The sequence below is a fragment of the Flagellimonas hadalis genome, assembly GCF_007785775.2.
GTDB classification, from domain to species: domain Bacteria; phylum Bacteroidota; class Bacteroidia; order Flavobacteriales; family Flavobacteriaceae; genus Flagellimonas; species Flagellimonas hadalis.
In genome coordinates this window covers 192,135-209,930 of sequence record NZ_VNIK02000004.1, presented here as the reverse complement: position 1 = coordinate 209,930, position 17,796 = coordinate 192,135, and the positions used below count along the sequence as shown (strand labels likewise).

The 17,796-nt window shown below is 47.4% G+C and carries 11 protein-coding genes; 8 read left to right on the top strand and 3 right to left on the bottom strand.

Annotation, left to right across the window (positions count from 1 at the left end; translation table 11 throughout):
* Window positions 1–86: 86 nt before the first annotated feature.
* The 5 genes from FOT42_RS08650 to FOT42_RS08630 are packed head-to-tail and all read left to right on the top strand — an operon-like array spanning window position 87 to window position 3,218.
* Complete coding sequence (locus FOT42_RS08650; RefSeq protein ID WP_151890170.1) at window positions 87–1,064, top strand: M23 family metallopeptidase; 978 nt, start codon at window positions 87–89, stop codon at window positions 1,062–1,064.
* The gene (locus FOT42_RS08645) at window positions 1,064–1,393 is read left to right on the top strand and encodes a MerR family transcriptional regulator (protein WP_151890169.1); all 330 of its coding nucleotides are present in this window, start codon (window positions 1,064–1,066) and stop codon (window positions 1,391–1,393) included. The genes FOT42_RS08650 and FOT42_RS08645 overlap by 1 nt, the downstream gene beginning before the upstream one ends.
* A 19-nt stretch (window positions 1,394–1,412) precedes the next feature.
* A complete protein-coding gene (locus FOT42_RS08640; RefSeq protein ID WP_151890168.1) occupies window positions 1,413–2,012 on the top strand; it encodes a LemA family protein in 600 nt (199 codons plus the stop codon).
* Window positions 2,013–2,014: 2 nt separating this feature from the next.
* Entirely contained in the window at window positions 2,015–2,452 is a 438-nt protein-coding gene (locus FOT42_RS08635; protein ID WP_151890167.1) for a TPM domain-containing protein, read from the top strand.
* Window positions 2,433–3,218: a TPM domain-containing protein gene (locus FOT42_RS08630; RefSeq protein ID WP_151890166.1), complete on the top strand. Its 786-nt coding sequence runs from the start codon at window positions 2,433–2,435 to the stop codon at window positions 3,216–3,218. Before FOT42_RS08635 ends, FOT42_RS08630 begins: the two co-directional genes overlap by 20 nt.
* A gap of 56 nt (window positions 3,219–3,274) precedes the next feature.
* Here FOT42_RS08630 and FOT42_RS08625 read toward each other — a convergent pair whose 3' ends face one another.
* Entirely contained in the window at window positions 3,275–6,067 is a 2,793-nt protein-coding gene (locus FOT42_RS08625; protein ID WP_226789830.1) for an outer membrane beta-barrel protein, read from the bottom strand.
* A 260-nt stretch (window positions 6,068–6,327) separates the two neighbouring features.
* On the opposite strand from FOT42_RS08625, the gene FOT42_RS08620 reads away from it, so the two are divergent.
* Both FOT42_RS08620 and pbpC read left to right on the top strand, forming a co-directional pair.
* Window positions 6,328–11,880, top strand: coding sequence for an alpha-2-macroglobulin family protein (locus FOT42_RS08620; protein ID WP_151890165.1), 5,553 nt, complete (start codon window positions 6,328–6,330; stop codon window positions 11,878–11,880).
* A gap of 10 nt (window positions 11,881–11,890) precedes the next feature.
* The gene (gene pbpC / locus FOT42_RS08615; protein WP_151890164.1) at window positions 11,891–14,263 is read left to right on the top strand and encodes a penicillin-binding protein 1C; all 2,373 of its coding nucleotides are present in this window, start codon (window positions 11,891–11,893) and stop codon (window positions 14,261–14,263) included.
* 4 nt (window positions 14,264–14,267) lie between these two features.
* Here the strand turns inward: pbpC and FOT42_RS08610 are convergent, their stop codons facing one another.
* Window positions 14,268–15,866 carry a M61 family metallopeptidase gene (locus tag FOT42_RS08610; RefSeq protein WP_151890163.1) on the bottom strand — a complete coding sequence of 533 codons (1,599 nt, stop codon included), beginning with the start codon at window positions 15,864–15,866 and terminating at the stop codon, window positions 14,268–14,270.
* A 43-nt stretch (window positions 15,867–15,909) separates the two neighbouring features.
* Complete coding sequence (der, locus tag FOT42_RS08605; RefSeq protein ID WP_151890162.1) at window positions 15,910–17,211, bottom strand: ribosome biogenesis GTPase Der; 1,302 nt, start codon at window positions 17,209–17,211, stop codon at window positions 15,910–15,912.
* A 76-nt stretch (window positions 17,212–17,287) separates the two neighbouring features.
* On the opposite strand from der, the gene FOT42_RS08600 reads away from it, so the two are divergent.
* Entirely contained in the window at window positions 17,288–17,791 is a 504-nt protein-coding gene (locus tag FOT42_RS08600) for a GTP-binding protein (protein WP_151890161.1), read from the top strand.
* Window positions 17,792–17,796: the final 5 nt, after the last annotated feature.

Here is a 17,796-nt window from a genome sequence, read left to right as displayed (position 1 = left end):
CTTAAATTTAACACTTGTAGCAAAACAATTTTTATATTTGCTTGTTTTGATAAAAAGAGTGAGCAAAAATAGGATAAAATCCATTCATGTCTAAAGTTAAGTACTATTACGACCCGGATACCCTTTCCTATCGAAAGATCGAGCCGAAAAAATCCAAGAAGTACAGAAACATCTTTCTGTTCGTCCTGGGTTCTGCGCTATTTGGTTTTTTGGGCCTCGTTATCCTACTGAACACCAAATGGGTGAACACGCCCAAGGAACTTTCCCTGGAACGCGAGGTCAGGAACTATGAGCTTCAATTTGAGATCCTTAACAAGAAGATGGAACAAATGGAGCAGGTGCTGGCCAATATAGAAGATCGTGACAACAACATATACCGATTGTATTTTGAGGCCAATCCCATTCCCGAAGAGCAACGAAAGGCTGGTTTCGGGGGAATCAATAGGTACAAATCCCTGGATGGGTTCAACAATTCCGATATCATCATCAATGCGACCAAGCGTTTGGACATCATCCAAAAACAGATGGTGATCCAATCCAAATCCTTGGATGAGATTGCCAAGTTGGCCGAGGAAAAAGAGAAGCTTTTGGCCTCCATCCCCGCCATCCAACCGGTGAGCAATGAAGATTTGACCCGGATGGCCTCGGGCTACGGCTGGCGGTCCGACCCGTTCACCAAGGCACGAAAAATGCACTGGGGAATGGACTTTACCGCTCCAAGAGGTTCTCCCATCTATGCAACGGGCGACGGGAAAGTAACCCGTGCCGACAACCAATCCTCGGGATATGGAAAGCACATCCGGATCGATCATGGATACGGCTACATTACCCTCTATGGACACTTGAGCAAGTACAACGTGACGGTGGGCCAAAAGGTGAGGCGGGGCGACCTTATCGGCTTTGTGGGGAACACAGGTCGTTCAGAAGCACCGCATTTGCACTACGAGGTCTTCAAGGACGGCGAGCGCATCAACCCCATCAACTTCTACTACGGAAGTTTGACGGCAGAAGAGTTTGAGAACATGCTCAAATATGCCAATCAAGAGAACCAATCCTTGGATTAATGCACATAGACCTTCCTGAAAAAAGATATTATGGCATTGGCGAAGTGGCCAAGGCCTTTGGAGTGAACACTTCCCTGATCCGTTTTTGGGAAAAGGAGTTCGATGTGCTACAACCCAAAAAGAATGCCAAGGGCAACCGAAAATTCACTCCGGACGATATCAAAAACCTACAACTGATCTATCACTTGGTGAAGGAACGTGGTTTTACCCTGGAAGGTGCCAAGATCCATCTGAACGAAGAAAAGGAAAAAACACTGTCCAACTTTGATGTCATCCAAAAACTGCAAAAGGTAAGGGCGGAGCTACTAAAGATCAAAGAACAACTATAAACACTAAAACCTAACGAAAATGAAAAAAGGCATCATAGCCATCATCGTACTGATCGTCCTAGCCGTGGTGCTGGTCGGATGGTACGTGAGCACGAACAACAAACTGGTGGACATGAAGGGACAGGCCACCAAGCAATGGGCCAATGTGGAAAGTTCCTATCAACGACGGAGCGACCTCATCGGCAACTTGGTAAAAACCGTCCAAGGTGCGGCCGATTTTGAGCGCGAGACCCTATCGGATGTGATCGAGGCTAGGGCCAAGGCAACCTCCACCACCATTGACGCGAACAACATCACCCCTGAACAGCTTGCGGAATTCCAGCAGGCACAGACCGGGTTGTCCTCCGCGCTGTCCCGACTTTTGGTGACCGTGGAACGCTATCCCGAACTCAAGGCAAACCAAAACTTTTTGGAGTTGCAGTCCCAATTGGAAGGTACCGAGAACAGGATCAATGTGGAACGGAACCGTTTCAACGAACTGGCCGGGGAATACAACATCAAGATCCAACAGATCCCCACCAACATCATTGCCAGCATCGCCAATTTTGACCCCATGGCACTCTTCAGTTCCAATCCTGGATCTGAAAATGCGCCGGACGTGAATTTTGAATTTGAGTGAGCATGTCGCATGTAGAGGAATTTTTGACTGCCGAAGAGGAACAGGAGATCATTGACGCCATTGTTGAGGCAGAAAAGAATACTTCCGGGGAAATCCGTGTGCACATTGAGGCCACCGCCAAAATGGACCATTTTAGCAGGGCGCAACAGGTATTCCATTTTCTGAAGATGGACAACACCAAAGAGGATAACGGCGTACTGATCTACGTTGCCGTGGACGACAAGAAGTTTGTGATCTATGGTGGCAGTGGTATTGACCGTGCCGTACCCAAGGGATTTTGGGAAACCACCAAAGAGGTCATCGCTTCCCATTTTAAAAAAGGAAATTTCAAACAAGGCGTTGTCGAAGGCGTTTTGATGGCAGGCAAAGAACTGGAGGCCCATTTTCCATGGAACCATAACGATACCAATGAACTGAGCGATGCCATATCCAAAGGGTAACCTCTTACTGGCTTTGTTGTGCGTCTCGTTGGCATGGGGGCAATTCACCATACCCAAAAAACCACAAGAGCAGACCAGTGTCTATGATTATGTGAACCTTCTGTCCAATGTCCAGAACAGGGCCTTGGAGCAAAAACTCATCCACTATTCCGACAGTACTTCTACCCAAATCGTTGTGGTCATCATTGCCACTACCGAAGGGGAGGACATTACCTATTTGGGTGCCCAATGGGGGCATCAATGGGGCATTGGCCAAGCGGACAAGGACAATGGTATATTGATTCTTTTGGCCCGGGACGACAGAAGGATCGCCATCAACACCGGATATGGTGTGGAGGGTGCACTCACCGACCTCATGTCCAAACGCATCATTGAGTCCGTAATTATCCCCGAGTTCAAAAAGGGAGATTATTATAGCGGTCTTGACAAGGGTTCCGATGCCATCTTCAAAGTGCTCACAGGCGAGTTTACCGAGGACAGGACCTTTGGCAACAAACGTTTTCCGTTCGAGATCCTTTTCCCCTTTATCATCTTTATTGTGATCATGATCATTCTATGGAGCCGAAAGAACAAGGACGGCGGTGGAAACGGCGGACGCAGGGGCAGTGGCCTCGATATCTGGGACATGATCATCCTGAGCAATATGGGCCGTAGCTCGGGTTCCTCGGGCGGATTTGGAAGTGGGGGCGGATTCAGTGGCGGTGGATTCAGTGGTGGTTTCGGCGGCGGAGGATTTGGCGGAGGCGGTGCCTCAGGTGGATGGTAAACCCCTCTTACGCCAAAACTCCAGCAACCTTTTTCTTATATCCTATTCTGTTAAAATCAAAGCCTCATAAAACGACGCCCTCCCCTACCTTGCTCGGGAGCACCACCACCTCCGAAAGAATCGAACTTGATGGTGAGACTGCCCATGAAATAGCGTTTGAGCACCGTTCCCTGAAAGTCTTGGACAAAATCCTGTCCTGTAGTCCTTCGGGTGTTGATGTTCTGGTTGAGCAGATCGTAGGCCAATACTTTGAGCGTTGCCTTCTTTTTGAACATCTGAAGCCCAAGGCTCATGTTCCAAAAAATGGCATCCTTGTCAAAACCTGCCCCCAAATTGCCATTGTAGCTATAGGTGATGTCATTGCCCCAGACCAGGTTTTGGGGCCAATAGGAGGTCAATTTGAAAGATAGGTTGTGGGTGGTAAAATCGATATCGTCCACATTGTCCAGATTGTACCTCGTGGAATTGATACCAAGGGTATATTCGGGCTCCACCTCTATCATTTCCTTATAATTGAACAAAAGACCCACCCTGGGGTTTATGCCCACGTTCATGGCTTCCAACTTACTGCCATTCGTGAATCCGACCTGTCTATTGATGTTGGTATAGGGATTCACCGTGAACTTCAATGTGTACAGACTGTCCCTTTTAATCTGTTTGGAATAGTTGACCCCGGCCCACATACTGTAATTGCCTCCTACATTCTCATAGGTGGTGGTCCGGATGAAGTCCTCATCCGTTGTAGTTATGGAGACCACTTTATCCTCTTCAAAGTTCATTCCGGAATAGACGAAGAGTCCCGTTCTATCTTTCCAATTATAGTCGTTGTAATTGAGGTAGAGGCTATGGGTGATCTCTGGACCCAGATTGGGGTTACCCACGATAATGTTCAAGGGGTTGCTCACATTGGGCACAGGCTGCAATTGGTTCACCGAGGGCACATTGATCCTTGAATTGTAATTGACGCTCGCCCTTTTGTTATTGTCTATGTTATAATTGAAATAGGAATTGAAGAGTAGATTACTATAGTCCTTGGAAAAAGAGGTGTCCTGGATAAAATCCTCATTGTCAAGTGCTATCTGCTCCATTCTTGCCCTAAGATTGAACCGGAACTTTTTTCCATTTGAACCAAAACCAATTTCGGGAACATGCTTCCTCGCATTGAAGTCAAAGTCTGAGCTAAGGGTGGAATTGTAAACGTATTCTCCGGTTCCTTCATCAAAATCGGAAACGGAACGCTCGTTCTTCTGCTCGTTGTTGTTGTAGCTGTAGCGAAAGTCCAGATAGAGGTCCTTGTTCAGCGGTTGGCGGAACGAGGCCCCAAGTTCGTAGGAATCGTTGGCATTGTCAATCGTGGTCCTTTGGTCCAAAAGCTGTTGGCTGGGGTCGTCGCCAAAAATGTTCCGTTCAGAGTTCAAAAAAGATTCCGAGTCGTTCACCCGGTTGTTGTTCTCAAAATACACCCGGACATACTTCCCAAGAGTGTCCAACTTCTTCATTACTTCCAACCTATTGCTGAAATTCCGCTGGAACCCGTCCGAAGTCTGCAAGGACATATTGTCGTTGATGACATTTCCCTCCTCATCCGTGGAAATGGTGTTTTCCGAGTTGGTCGAGTTGGTATTGTTCACACTGAAACTGGGCTGTATGGTCACCCTCGTGGTCTTGTCCACATCAAATTCCAGGTTTGCCGCTGCTTGATTGGAAATGGTGGTGCCCACAAAATTGGATTCGGTATCGGTAAAATAACTCCCATCCGGCAAAATGTTTTCCCGCGCCGTCTTTTCATCGTTATAGGAATCGCTGAAGGCATAGAAATAGTTGCCGTCCATGCGGTATTTGTCCTTTTTTTGGTCCGCATAACTGGTCCCGATGGTGGACGAGGTGGTGATCCCCTCCCCAAAACCAAAGGACATGTTTCCTATGGAAAAGCCACCATTTCTGTTGAAACCGATGCCGCCTCCCCTAGAATTTCCGACCATTTCATAGATCTCATCAAAGGAAAAACCAGGGTTGTTGATGTTGTTACTGCTCCCCAGAACACTGATCCGTTGTGTATCGTTGAAATAATTCACAAGTCCATTGGCCTGATAGCGATCGTCCGTGCCATATCCGCCGGAAATACGCCCCATATACCCCTTTTTCTTGTCCTCCTTGAGCACCAGGTTGATGGTCTTGTTCTCCCCATCGCCCTCCTCTCCAATGAACTCCTGTTCTTTCGTCTTGCTATTGGATATCTGGATCTTGCTGATCACATCCTTGGAAAGACTTTTGGTGGCCACTTTGGGGTCTGTGCTGAAAAACACCTGCCCGTTCACCAAAACTTTGTTCACCTCTTTTCCATTGACGGTAATCGTACCGTCGCTGGCCACCTCTACACCGGGTAGTTTTTTCAGCACATCCTCGACAGTGGCATCGGGTCGGGTCTTGAAGGAATCGGCATTGAACTCGAGCGTATCCTGCCGTATGGTGATGGGCACACGCTCCCCTATCAGGTCCACCCCTTCCAGTTCCTGGGCCTGTTCTTCCAAAGCAATGTTCTCGAGTTCCATACTTGGTTTCAGGTCCACTTCCAATGATTTCGACTTATATCCATTATAGGAAATTCCCAATCTGGCCTTCTTGTAGGACGTTCGCCCTTCCAATGTAAAATTTCCATCCGAATTGGTGATGGTGTAACTTATCAGGACACTGTCCTTGACGGTCTCTGCATAAATGGTTGCCGCTTCAAGGGGATTTCCATTAGTGGCATCAACGATTTTTCCCTTGATCAGGAAGTCCTGACCGTAAGTTGACGTAAAAGAAAAAAAGAGGGAAACAAAAGCGAGATAGGTAAAGATTCTTCTCAATGGGCTGTTTGTTTTTTTGGTTCATATCGGTTTGGACTCCAAAATATCAGTTTGGTAAATTAGGTAGGGCCGATTTAACGAAACTTTGAGATAAATTTGTGGATAAATGCCTCAAATCTTAATTATTTCACAACAAAAGGCCATAGGTTTCTGCCACACATCAATTCAAAACAACCATCCGTAAACTTAGCGGGGCATCTTGTCCAATTTTAGCTATCTTGGTGGGGCAAAATCAAGTGTAATCAATTCCAAGCTTTACCATGTCCCAATATTTTAGAATCTTTTCTGTTTTCTTGCTGATTTTGGCCGTCTCCTGCAAAAAAAAGGGAGCTTCCAGTGAAACCGACAACCTTTTCAAATTCAAGGACTACATCAGTTACCACACCCAAGGCAACCAAAGTATTTCCTCTCCCATCCAAATTGCCCTGGCACAACAGTTGGAGCAGTTTGAACTGACCCAGGAACTTCCAAAGGAATATCTAAAGATCTCGCCGAACGTCGAGGGTAAACTGGTCATCGAAAATGGCAGGGAAATCATCTTCCAACCCTCCGAATACCTGAAGCCCAACACCGAGTATGTGGTGACACTGGCCCTGAACAAACTTTTTGAGGATATTGAAAGTGAATTCAAAAAATACACCTTTAGCTTTAAGACCATTGCCCCAAACTTCAAGATCAACCTGGGCAACCTGCAATCGTACAGCAAGGACTGGCAATATCTGACGGGAACTCTGGATGCATCCGACATTTTGGAAGGGTCCAAAGTGGGCAGCATCCTTTCCGTGAAGCAGGGAGATAAAAAAGTCGCTGTAAAATGGGACAATGCCTCTGAGAATGCACAATATTTCAGTTTCAAGATCGACAGTATCTCCAGAAAAACGGAGGATAGTGAACTGACCATCAGTTGGACAGGCAAGGCATTGGGCATCGATAATGAGGGTTCCGAAAACTATACCATCCCCGGCCTGAACAAATTTGTGGTGGTCGATGCCAAGACCTCATCGTCCCCCAACGCGGTACTGACCCTGAATTTCTCCGAACCTCTCAAAAAAAATCAGAACCTGAACGGTCTGGTGACCATTGAAAACGCCGAGAGCCTTCGTTATGAAATTGATGGCAATGTGTTGCGGGTCTATCCTTCCAACCGTATTTTGGGCGAGGTGCGTGTGAATGCCTTTGAGGGCATCAAAAGTGAATATGGGTTTACCCTCAAGAACACTTTTTCCGAACTGGTCTCCTTTGAACAGTTGAAACCCGCCGTCCGTCTTATTTCCAAAGGAACCATTTTGCCCAACGCCGCCTCCACGCCCATCTATTTCGAGACCGTGAACCTATCCGCCGTGGAAGTGCGTGTCATCCAGGTCTTTGAGAACAACATGCTCCAATACCTCCAAAATTATAATCTTACCCAAGACTACGATCCCGATATGAGACCTGTGGGACGAAGAGTGGCCTACAAGGTCATTTCGTTGACCGAAAACGGCAACGAAAATTCCAGCTATTGGAAGGCCCACGCCTTGGACCTATCCAATTTGATCAAAGTCCACCCTGGATCTCTGTACCGCGTGGAATTCAGTTTCAAAAAAGAGCATACTACCTATGCCTGTGATGAACCTGAAACCACCGAAGAAGTCGATACCGACTATGCCTCTCAAGATATGGACGATGAATCCTTGGAAGAACGTTATTGGGACAACGAGGTCTATTACTGGAGAAACTACGATTACAATTGGGAGGAACGTGACAATCCATGCCACAGGGCCTACTACAATTACGAGCGGATTGCGGCCACCAACCTTTTGGGCAGTGACCTTGGTCTTATCGTAAAAAAAGGAAAAAACCAATCCTACCATTTTGCGGCCACCAACCTATTGACCACCAAACCGGAGGCCAATACGAAGATCAAACTGTATAATTTCCAACAGCAATTGTTGGGCGAGGTCACTACGGACGAATCCGGGCTCACTATTTATGACGGGGAAAAGAACGTAGCGTTTGCCGTCGCCGAAAAGAACAACAATTTTGCCTATGCCAAATTGGCCGACGGGAATGCTCTGTCCCTCAGCACCTTCGATGTTTCTGGGGAAGAATTGCAACGTGGTCTGCAAGGGTTCATCTATACCGAAAGAGGTGTCCACCGTCCCGGCGACGTGATCCATCTCACCTTTGCATTGGATGACAAGGCCAATCCCCTGCCCAAAGGACATCCAGTTACCCTGGAGGTAAGTGATGCCCGTGGCAAACTCGTCCAACGCAATGTGTTGACCGAGGGAACCATTCCCGTTTCCGAGGGATTGTTTGCCAAAAAAGAGGAAAACTTCTATTATTTTCCCATTCCCACCCAAGCCGAGGCCCCAACTGGAAATTGGTCTGCCAAAATTATTGTGGGCGGTGCACAGTTCAACACAACATTGAAAGTGGCCACCGTAAAGCCCAATCGCTTGAAGGTGAATTTTTCCTTTGACAACGAGGTACTGAAGGCCAACACCAACAACAGTGGCAAGGCCATCGTGCAATGGTTGCACGGAGCTCCGGCCCGTAACCTGAAAATCGACATCAATGCCACCTTGAACCAAGCATACAGTCCGTTCCCAAAGTTCAAGGACTATGTGTTCCAAGACCCAACACGCGATTTCAACGAAACCGAGCTCCAATGGGTCTCTTCCAAACTGGATGCAAATGGAGAGTTGGCCATCAACGAAAAAATCAATGTGAACGGCAATGCTCCCGGCATGTTGCAAGCCACTTTCACCACCAAGGTATTTGAAGGCGGGGGGGATTTTTCCATCGACGTCTTCAACAAAAATGTGGCCCCTTACTCCCATTTTGTGGGATTGCGTTCACCGGAAGCCAAACAATACGGTTCATTCCTCACGGATGAGAACAACACCTTTGGTGTGGTCTCCGTGGACGACCAAGGCAGGCCATCCGGAAACCGAAAATTAAAAGTACAGGTATTCAAAATTGAATGGCGCTGGTGGTGGAACCGGGGGTACGACAATCTTTCCCGATATGAGAATGCCACCGTACACCGTCCCTTCAAGGAAATGACAGTGACCACCGGATCGGATGGCAAGGGCAGCTTCAACCTGAATGTGCTCGATGATGATGGTGGACGCTTCCTTATTCGTGTAATCGATGATGCTGGACATGCCACAGGACGCACAGCCTATTTCTACCGCAATTGGTGGAGAAGACCTTCCGGCGATTCCGAAAGTTCCAAGATCTTGGTATTCTCTGCGGATAAAGAAAATTACAAATTGGGTGAACAGGCCATAATCACCTTCCCTTCGGACAGGGGCGGAAGGGCCTTGATCAGTATCGAAAATGGTACCGAAGTACTATCCCAGCAATGGGTGGAAACTTCGGCCAAGGAAACCAAGGCCAGTATTCCCATCACTGCGGAAATGGCACCAAACGCCTATATCAACATCTCGTTGCTGCAACCACATGGACAAGTGGCCAACGATATGCCCATCCGTCTGTATGGTGTCGTGCCCTTATTGGTAGAGAATCCTGCTACCTTGTTGGAGCCACAAATCTCCATGCCCGAAGTGCTGGAACCCGAGACATCGTACAAAGTGACCGTTTCAGAGGCCAACAAAAAGCCCATGACCTATTCTTTGGCTGTTGTGGATGATGGTCTTTTGGATTTGACCCGTTTTAAAACCCCTGACATCCATGCTTCTTTTTACGCAAGACAGGCTTTGGGCGTAAAGACCTTCGATATTTTTGATGATGTGATGGGTGCCTACTCCGTGAGTGTGGACAACATCTACGCCATCGGTGGCGGCGGCATTGGGGAAGGAGCGAAAAACCGTAAGGCACAACGCTTCAAACCCGTGGTCACTTATTTGGGTCCATTCATCCTGAAAGCTGGCGAAAAGGCATCGCATACCATCGAAATGCCCAATTATGTGGGCTCGGTACGCACCATGGTCGTGGCCGGCAATAAAAACAGTGCTTACGGAAATGCCGAAAAAACCACCCCCGTTCGCAAACCTTTGATGGTACTGACCTCCATCCCCAGAAAATTGTCCCCAGGAGAAACCGTGACCATTCCGGTTACCGTTTTCGCCATGGAAGCCAAAGTGAAAAACGTAAAGGTCTCCATCGATGCGGGCAAAGCTTTGGAACCCATCGGGGAAACAACGAAGAACATTACGTTCAATTCCGTTGGGGAACAAATCGTGAACTTTGATTTCAAAGTAAAACCTGCTTCCGCCTTCCAGACCATTACCGTATCGGCCAGTGGCGCCGGAGAAAGTGCGAGCAGCAAAACGGAGATCGATGTGGAAAATCCCAATCCCATCACCACCAAAAGCGAACTCTACACCATCGATGCCAATGGCAGTATGACAATTCCTTTTGAAACCTTTGGCACATCGGGCACCAATGAGGCCTTTATCGAATTTTCGACTTTGCCCCCAATGGATTTCAGTAAGCGGATGGATTACCTGTTGAGATATCCCCATGGTTGTGTGGAACAGACCACTTCGGCAGCTTTCCCACAATTGTTCTTGGCCGATGTGCTCGACATCACTTTTGAACGAAAAAAGGATATCGAGAAAAATGTAAAGGCGGCCATCAAAAAATTGGGCGATTTCCAAACCCCCGAAGGTGGGCTCAGCTATTGGCCCGGTTACGGAAATGCCGATGATTGGGGCACTTCGTATGCAGGGCATTTTATGCTGGAGGCCAAACAGCAGGGCTATCAATTGCCACTGACCTTCTTGTCCAACTGGTTGAAATACCAAAAAATGGCCGCCCGTCAATGGAGCAACCAAAGTTCGGGTTACAATGATGATGTTTCCCAGGCCTATCGTCTCTACACCTTGGCCTTGGCACAGCAGCCCGAGTTGGCCGCCATGAACCGTCTTCGCGAAACCAAGAATTTGAGCAATGAGGCCAAATGGCGTTTGGCAGCTGCTTATGCACTGGCCGGAAAGAAAGAAGTGGCCCAAGAGATTGCCCAAAAGGCCAACATCAACTTTACGCCCAACAACTATGATTACCGAACCTATGGTTCCGTTTTCCGAAATAGGGCCATGGCGTTGGAAACGATGGTGATTTTGGGGGATTCCAAGCAGCGAGACCTTTCGGTTTCCCTAGCAAAAGATCTATCTTCCCAAAGTTGGTACAGTACCCAAGAAACCGCATTTGCCTTATTGTCCCTTTCCAAAATGGTGATGAAAAATGGCGGTAAATCCATCGACATTGCCTACACCAATAACGGAAAAGAGGTGGTGGTCAAAACCGATAGGGCCATTGCGCAACGGGGACTTGTCATCACCTCCTTCAAAAATGAAATACAGGTGACCAACAAACAGGGTAACACCGTTTATGCCACTTTGACCCAGACCGGGAAATTACCTGTGGGTGAAGAGCTGGCCCAACAGCAGAACCTTAACCTTAATGTGGCCTACAAAGATGCCTTGGGCGATGCCTTGGATGTTTCTGAACTGCGACAAGGAACGGAATTCCAAGCTGTGGTGACTGTATTCAACAATTCCAATGACTATATCGAGAATGTGGCATTGACCCATATTGTCCCCAGTGGGTGGGAAATCGTGGACACCTCTTATGCAGGCGACGCTGATTCCAATGCTGCCAAAGCGGATTATGTGGATACCCGTGACGACCGCACCCATTTGTATTTTGATTTGGGAGCAAAAAAGTCGACCACCTTTACCATCAAACTAAATGCTTCCTTCCTTGGTGAGTATTATTTGCCCGGGGCACAAGTGGAGGCCATGTACGATAACAACTACCAAGCTAGAAACAAGGGCAATTGGATCAAAGTGGTGCAGTGATGCGTATGGGATGAACGAGTTTTGGGAACGATCGAAGAAGTTTTTTTACCGACATAAGATCAAGTTGGCCATTTTCATGGCCTTCTTGGTTTTGTGGTTGTTCTGTCTGCCCAAAAATCTTTTTGAAGACCCCACTTCAACAGTGGTGAACAGTTCCAATGGCACCTTGATCGGGGCACGGATTGCGGATGACGGTCAATGGCGATTCCCAGAAATGGACTCGGTTCCCAAACGTTTTGAGGAATGTGTCCTGATGTTCGAGGATGAATATTTTTACCAACATCCCGGTTTCAACCCCATCTCCATCATCAAAGCTATCGGCCATAACCTGACCAAAAAATCCCGAAGAGGTGGTAGCACCATCACCCAACAGGTCATCCGATTGAGTCGAAAGAACAAGTCACGGACCTATGCAGAAAAAGTGGTGGAAATCTTTATGGCCACCCGATTGGAATTGAAACATTCCAAAAAGGAAATTTTGCGCTTCTACGCCTCCCATACCCCTTACGGCGGAAATGTAGTGGGATTGGAAACTGCCGCTTGGCGTTATTTTGGTATTCCTGCACACGAGCTGAGCTGGGGACAAGCTGCATCCTTGGCCGTATTGCCCAATGCCCCGTCCCTCATTTTCCCAGGAAAAAATGAGCAATTGTTATTGGAAAAACGAAATTCGTTATTGAAAAAATTGAAGAACAAAGGGCGCATTGATGCCACCACCTATGATCTGGCCATTGCAGAACCCTTGCCCCAAAAACCGGTCCCTTTGCCCGATGTGGCACCCCATCTTACGGAACGCATCCGAAACGAACATGCAGGGGAACGCATCACCACTTCCATTGACAGGCCCTTACAGCAACGACTGAACCTTTTGGCCGAAAGACATTATCGCCAGTTGAAGAGCAATGAAATCCACAATCTGGCCATTTTGGTGCTCGATGTGGAAACGCGTAACGTATTGGGTTATGTGGGCAACTCACCTTCGGGAGAAGAGCATGCCAATTACGTGGACATCATCACCAAAAACCGAAGTACAGGAAGTACCTTAAAACCATTTTTGTTTGCTGCCCTGCTGGATGAAGGCCAGTTGCTGCCCCGTAGCTTGGTGGAAGATGTCCCGACTGTAATCAACGGGTACCAGCCACAAAATTTTGACAAAAAATATATGGGTGCCGTACCAGCCAGTAGGGCACTTTCCCGCTCCTTGAATGTGCCCGCAGTGCGATTGTTACGGGAATATGGTCTTCAAAAATTTTACAACAAGCTTCGCAAAATGAATATGAAATCGCTGAACAGGCCTTCTTCCCATTATGGCCTTTCCTTGATATTGGGTGGTGCTGAAAGTTCCCTTTGGGAAGTCACGGAATCCTATGCCTCGCTTGCCTCCAGCTTGAACCACTTTACCGCTCATTCCAGCACCTATCGCACCAACGAGTTTATGGAAGCCAGCTATTTGGTCGAAGAAGAAATCGATTTTGGAAAACAGCAGTTCGACCCTCCCATTTTTGGGGCCGGGGCCATTTATGCCACATTTCAGGCCATGTATGAGGTGAACCGCCCCGAAGGAGACGAAAACTGGCATTTTTTTGATTCCTCCCAGCCCATTGCCTGGAAAACAGGTACCAGTTTTGGGTTCAAAGATGCCTGGGCCGTTGGAGTGACACCAAAATATGCCATTGGAGTATGGGCCGGCAATGCTGATGGCGAGGGAAGACCTGGACTGACCGGAATCACCGCAGCCGCCCCCTTGTTGTTCGATGTGTTGGATGCCCTTCCACACAGTGGGTGGTTCCAAGAACCTTTTGACGACCTTGTGGAAGTAGATATTTGTGCCCAAAGTGGTTTTCGGGCCTCTGTTTTTTGCGATGATGTCAAAAAAGAATATGTTCCCACCCATGGCACCCGAAGTGGGCCATGCCCTTTCCACCAGCAATTGTTTTTGGACGCTTCGGAAACGTACCGGGTCAACTCGAAATGTTATCCTTTGGAAAACATGGTGGCTAAAAACTGGTTTGTGCTCCCACCTACCATTGAGTATTATTATGCCTTGGCCAATCCAAATTACAAAGAGATGCCGCCTTTTTTGGAAAATTGTTCAGCCCTTGAAAATCAATTGATGGAATTCATTTATCCAAAAGCGAATGAAGCTATATTGTTACCAAAAGACCTAGGAATCAAATCCCAAGACATCGTTCTAAAGTTGGCCCATCAACAGAACAATGCGATTGTCTATTGGTATCTGGATGACACCTACATTGGGAAAACGGAAAACTTCCATGAACTGCTCTTGGACATAGAGCCCGGGGAGTATGTCCTTACCGCGGTGGACAATTCGGGCAACCGTATCCAACAAGAAGTGCAAGTCCGAAGGGCTTCGGAAGATTGAATGTTTACTGGACCTTATTTTTTCCCATCCAGGAATCCAAGATTGCTTTTTGGGAAGCGTTGGGATTGTTGACAGGAACAAGCGAATACACGTCCATCACTTTTTCGGTCGATTCGCCATCCCTGCCCCTGATTGTTCTGGTTTCCTGCTTTTTCTCCAGTTCAAGGCCAGCATAACCCAAATATGTATCATAATCCAAGGGGTTTGGGGTATATACATATTGAAACAATTCTGTCAAGGGCGTTCCCGCAATAAATGTACAGGCATTTCGGAACTCGGCATCTGTAAAGCCCCTTCCCTTTTTGAGGTAGTATTCATGGTACATATGGCGCATGACGTCATCCAGGGATTTTTCATTGTTAGTGGCCTGTCGGATTCCAAAGTCCATTAAAAGACCGACGATGGGCCCTTTGACATAGTATGAAATACTCTTGTTGGGATCTTTGCCGCTCGTCCCAAAAGGACCTTCATGCCAAGTTTCAAAACTGGATTCGATCAGTGATTGAAAATCTTTTCCAGGATTGTTCTCAAATTGGGTTATCCCTGCCGCAATCTCTTGAAGAAAGTCCGCTTCAGAGTAGATACCGGCCCTCCGCACCATTATCCCGGCATAATAAGAGGTAAGACCTTCACTGATCCACAATTGGGTGGTCTTGCTTCCATTCTGGTAATCAAATGGTCCAAGTTCAAAAGGCCTGATCCGTTTTACATTGTAATGGTGAAAATATTCATGGGACAAAAAGTTGACCATTCGTTGGTAGGCCTGTGGCGAACCCATCTGTCCCCCATCAAAGCTAACGGTGGAACTGTTCAAGTGTTCTATCCCGCCCCTGCCCGGACCTATTCCGATGAAGGTATATTCCTCATAAGGTATATGGCCGATAATGCCTGAAGCAACCTCAATCACGGACTTCAGATCATCCATCAACTTCTTTTCATCAAACTCCCCCGCGTTGTATCCCCAAAACCGATGGTTGGTGCCGCCGACTTGAAAATCTGGCAGTTTCTTCAGATTGCCCATCAAAAGCGGGGAATCCAAAAAGTCATCAAAATGATTCGACCTAAAAACAGCCTTTTGGGCATTTTCTTCCACAAGTTCGAGCCCTGTGACCACATCGGTCCATCCATTCGACTTTTCGACCGTAACGGTTATGGGCATCTTCAAATGACCCTCTGCATATAAAAACGAGTTGACCGGTATGATGTAGGCCCTATCTTCATCCACATAGCTGTTTGCCACAAAAGTCCGGTCCGTGTACATATCATATTCCAACTGGACCGCTTTTCCTTTGACCCCTGTCAACACCCATGTCGCTGGCCGCGACTCGTCAAAGGACTGTCCTGAAAGCACTTTGAAATTTTTCAACCCCTTGTAATAATCCATCATCTGATAGTAGCCGGGCATCCAGTTTGGCAGGTGCAACGTGATTGTATCCGTTGGCCAATTCAGGATCCTGGTGGCCACATGGTAGGTGTGTGACCCTGGATCTGGCACCGAAACGGCAAACTCAAATCTTGGAACTTCGTTTTTCTGGGCCGAAAGCGATAACGACACTAAAAAAGGTAATAGAACCAGAAATTTCTTCAGATTGAGGTTTTTCATAAAATGGTTATTTGGTTTGGTTCGATTCTATGGGTTTCCCGACCTATTTTTTCCGCATAAAAATGGTAATCGGAACCCCGGTAAAATCAAAGTGTTCACGCAACTTGTTCTCCAAGAACCGCTTATACGGGTCGCGCACGTACTGCGGTAAATTACAGAAGAACGCAAACTGCGGATAAGGCGTTGGCAGTTGGGTACAGAACTTGATCTTCACATATTTGCCCTTGTAGGCCGGTGGCGGGGTGTTCTCGATAATGGGCAACATGATATCGTTCAATTTTCGGGTCACGACCTTCTTTGAACGGTTTTTGTACACATCCACAGCCGTTTCAATGGCCTTGTAGATACGTTGTTTGGTCATCACCGATATGAAAAGGATGGGAACATCCTCAAATGGGGAAATGGCCTCTTTGATCATGGCCGTGTATTCCTTCACGGAGTTGGTATCCTTTTCCACCAAGTCCCATTTGTTCACCAAGATCACAATGCCCTTGTTGTTGCGTTGGGCCAACCAAAAGATGTTCTCCACCTGTCCGTCAAAACCTCTGGTGGCATCCAACATCAAGATACAAACATCGCAATGCTCAATGGCCCGGATGGAGCGCATCACGGAGTAAAACTCCAGATCTTCCTTCACCTTGGACTTTCTGCGGATACCCGCAGTGTCCACTAGGTTGAACTCAAAACCGAACTGGTTGTACCGCGTGTCGATACTGTCCCTGGTGGTCCCGGCAATATCGGTAACGATGTATCTGTCCTCCCCGATCAACGCATTGATAAAGGATGATTTTCCTGCATTCGGGCGACCCACCACTGCAAAACGGGGCAGTTCGCTTTCTTCCTCCTTCACATCTGGGAGCACTTCCACCAAGGCATCCAACAATTCCCCTGTTCCACTGCCATTGATGCTGGACAGGTTGTAATATTCGCCCAATCCCAAGGCATAGAATTCCACGGCATCGGCCATACGCTGGGCATTGTCCACTTTGTTCACGGCGAGGAAAACAGGCTTGTTGACTTTTCGCAACAGTTTGGCCACATCTTCATCCATGCCCGTGACGCCAGATTCCACATCTACCATAAAAATGATGGCATCGGCCTCGCCAATGGCCAGCTCCACTTGTTTGTCGATTTCCTTTTCAAAAATATCGTCACTGCCCAATACGTATCCTCCCGTATCGATTAACGAAAATTCCTTGCCGTTCCAATCACTTTTTCCATAATGACGGTCACGGGTAACGCCGCTCACGGCATCCACGATCGCCTCACGACGACGGATCAATCGGTTAAAAAAAGTGGACTTGCCCACATTGGGCCTCCCTACGATAGCTACGATAGCTCCCATCTGCATTAAATTTTGGCAAAAGTACCATTTATTATGAAGAAAAAATGATACCTTTTTTTATCATTTTCAAACTGTTATGAGCGACCTGACCAATGAGATCGTTTTAAGGCCCCGATTCCATGTGGCATTAAGGACCGATATGGAAACGTTGAAGCACGCCTACGACTCCCACAAAAAGGATGGTTTTTTGATCAGCAGGCTCGATGAACACATCTTTATCAAGTTCCGGAAGGCGGAGACCAACTTCTGGACTCCTCAATTGCACCTCGAACTTTCTTCCCACGAACAGGGCGTGACCAACATCCGCGGGGTATTTGGTCCCAACCCGACACTTTGGACGTTTTTTATGTTCCTCCATTTTGGGGTGGGCACGCTATTTATCATTTTGGGCATTTTTGCCTACTCCAACCATTCCTTGGGCAAGGACATTACCTTTTTGGTGATGGGCATGGTCTTTTTGGTTGTGATCTGGTTTGCCCTTTATGCCTTTGGACGATTGGGAAAGTCAAAGGGTGAGGGACAAATGGACCAGTTGAAATCCTTGTTCAGGGAAACCATAGCCGGTTTTCAAAAAGTCTGAAGCAT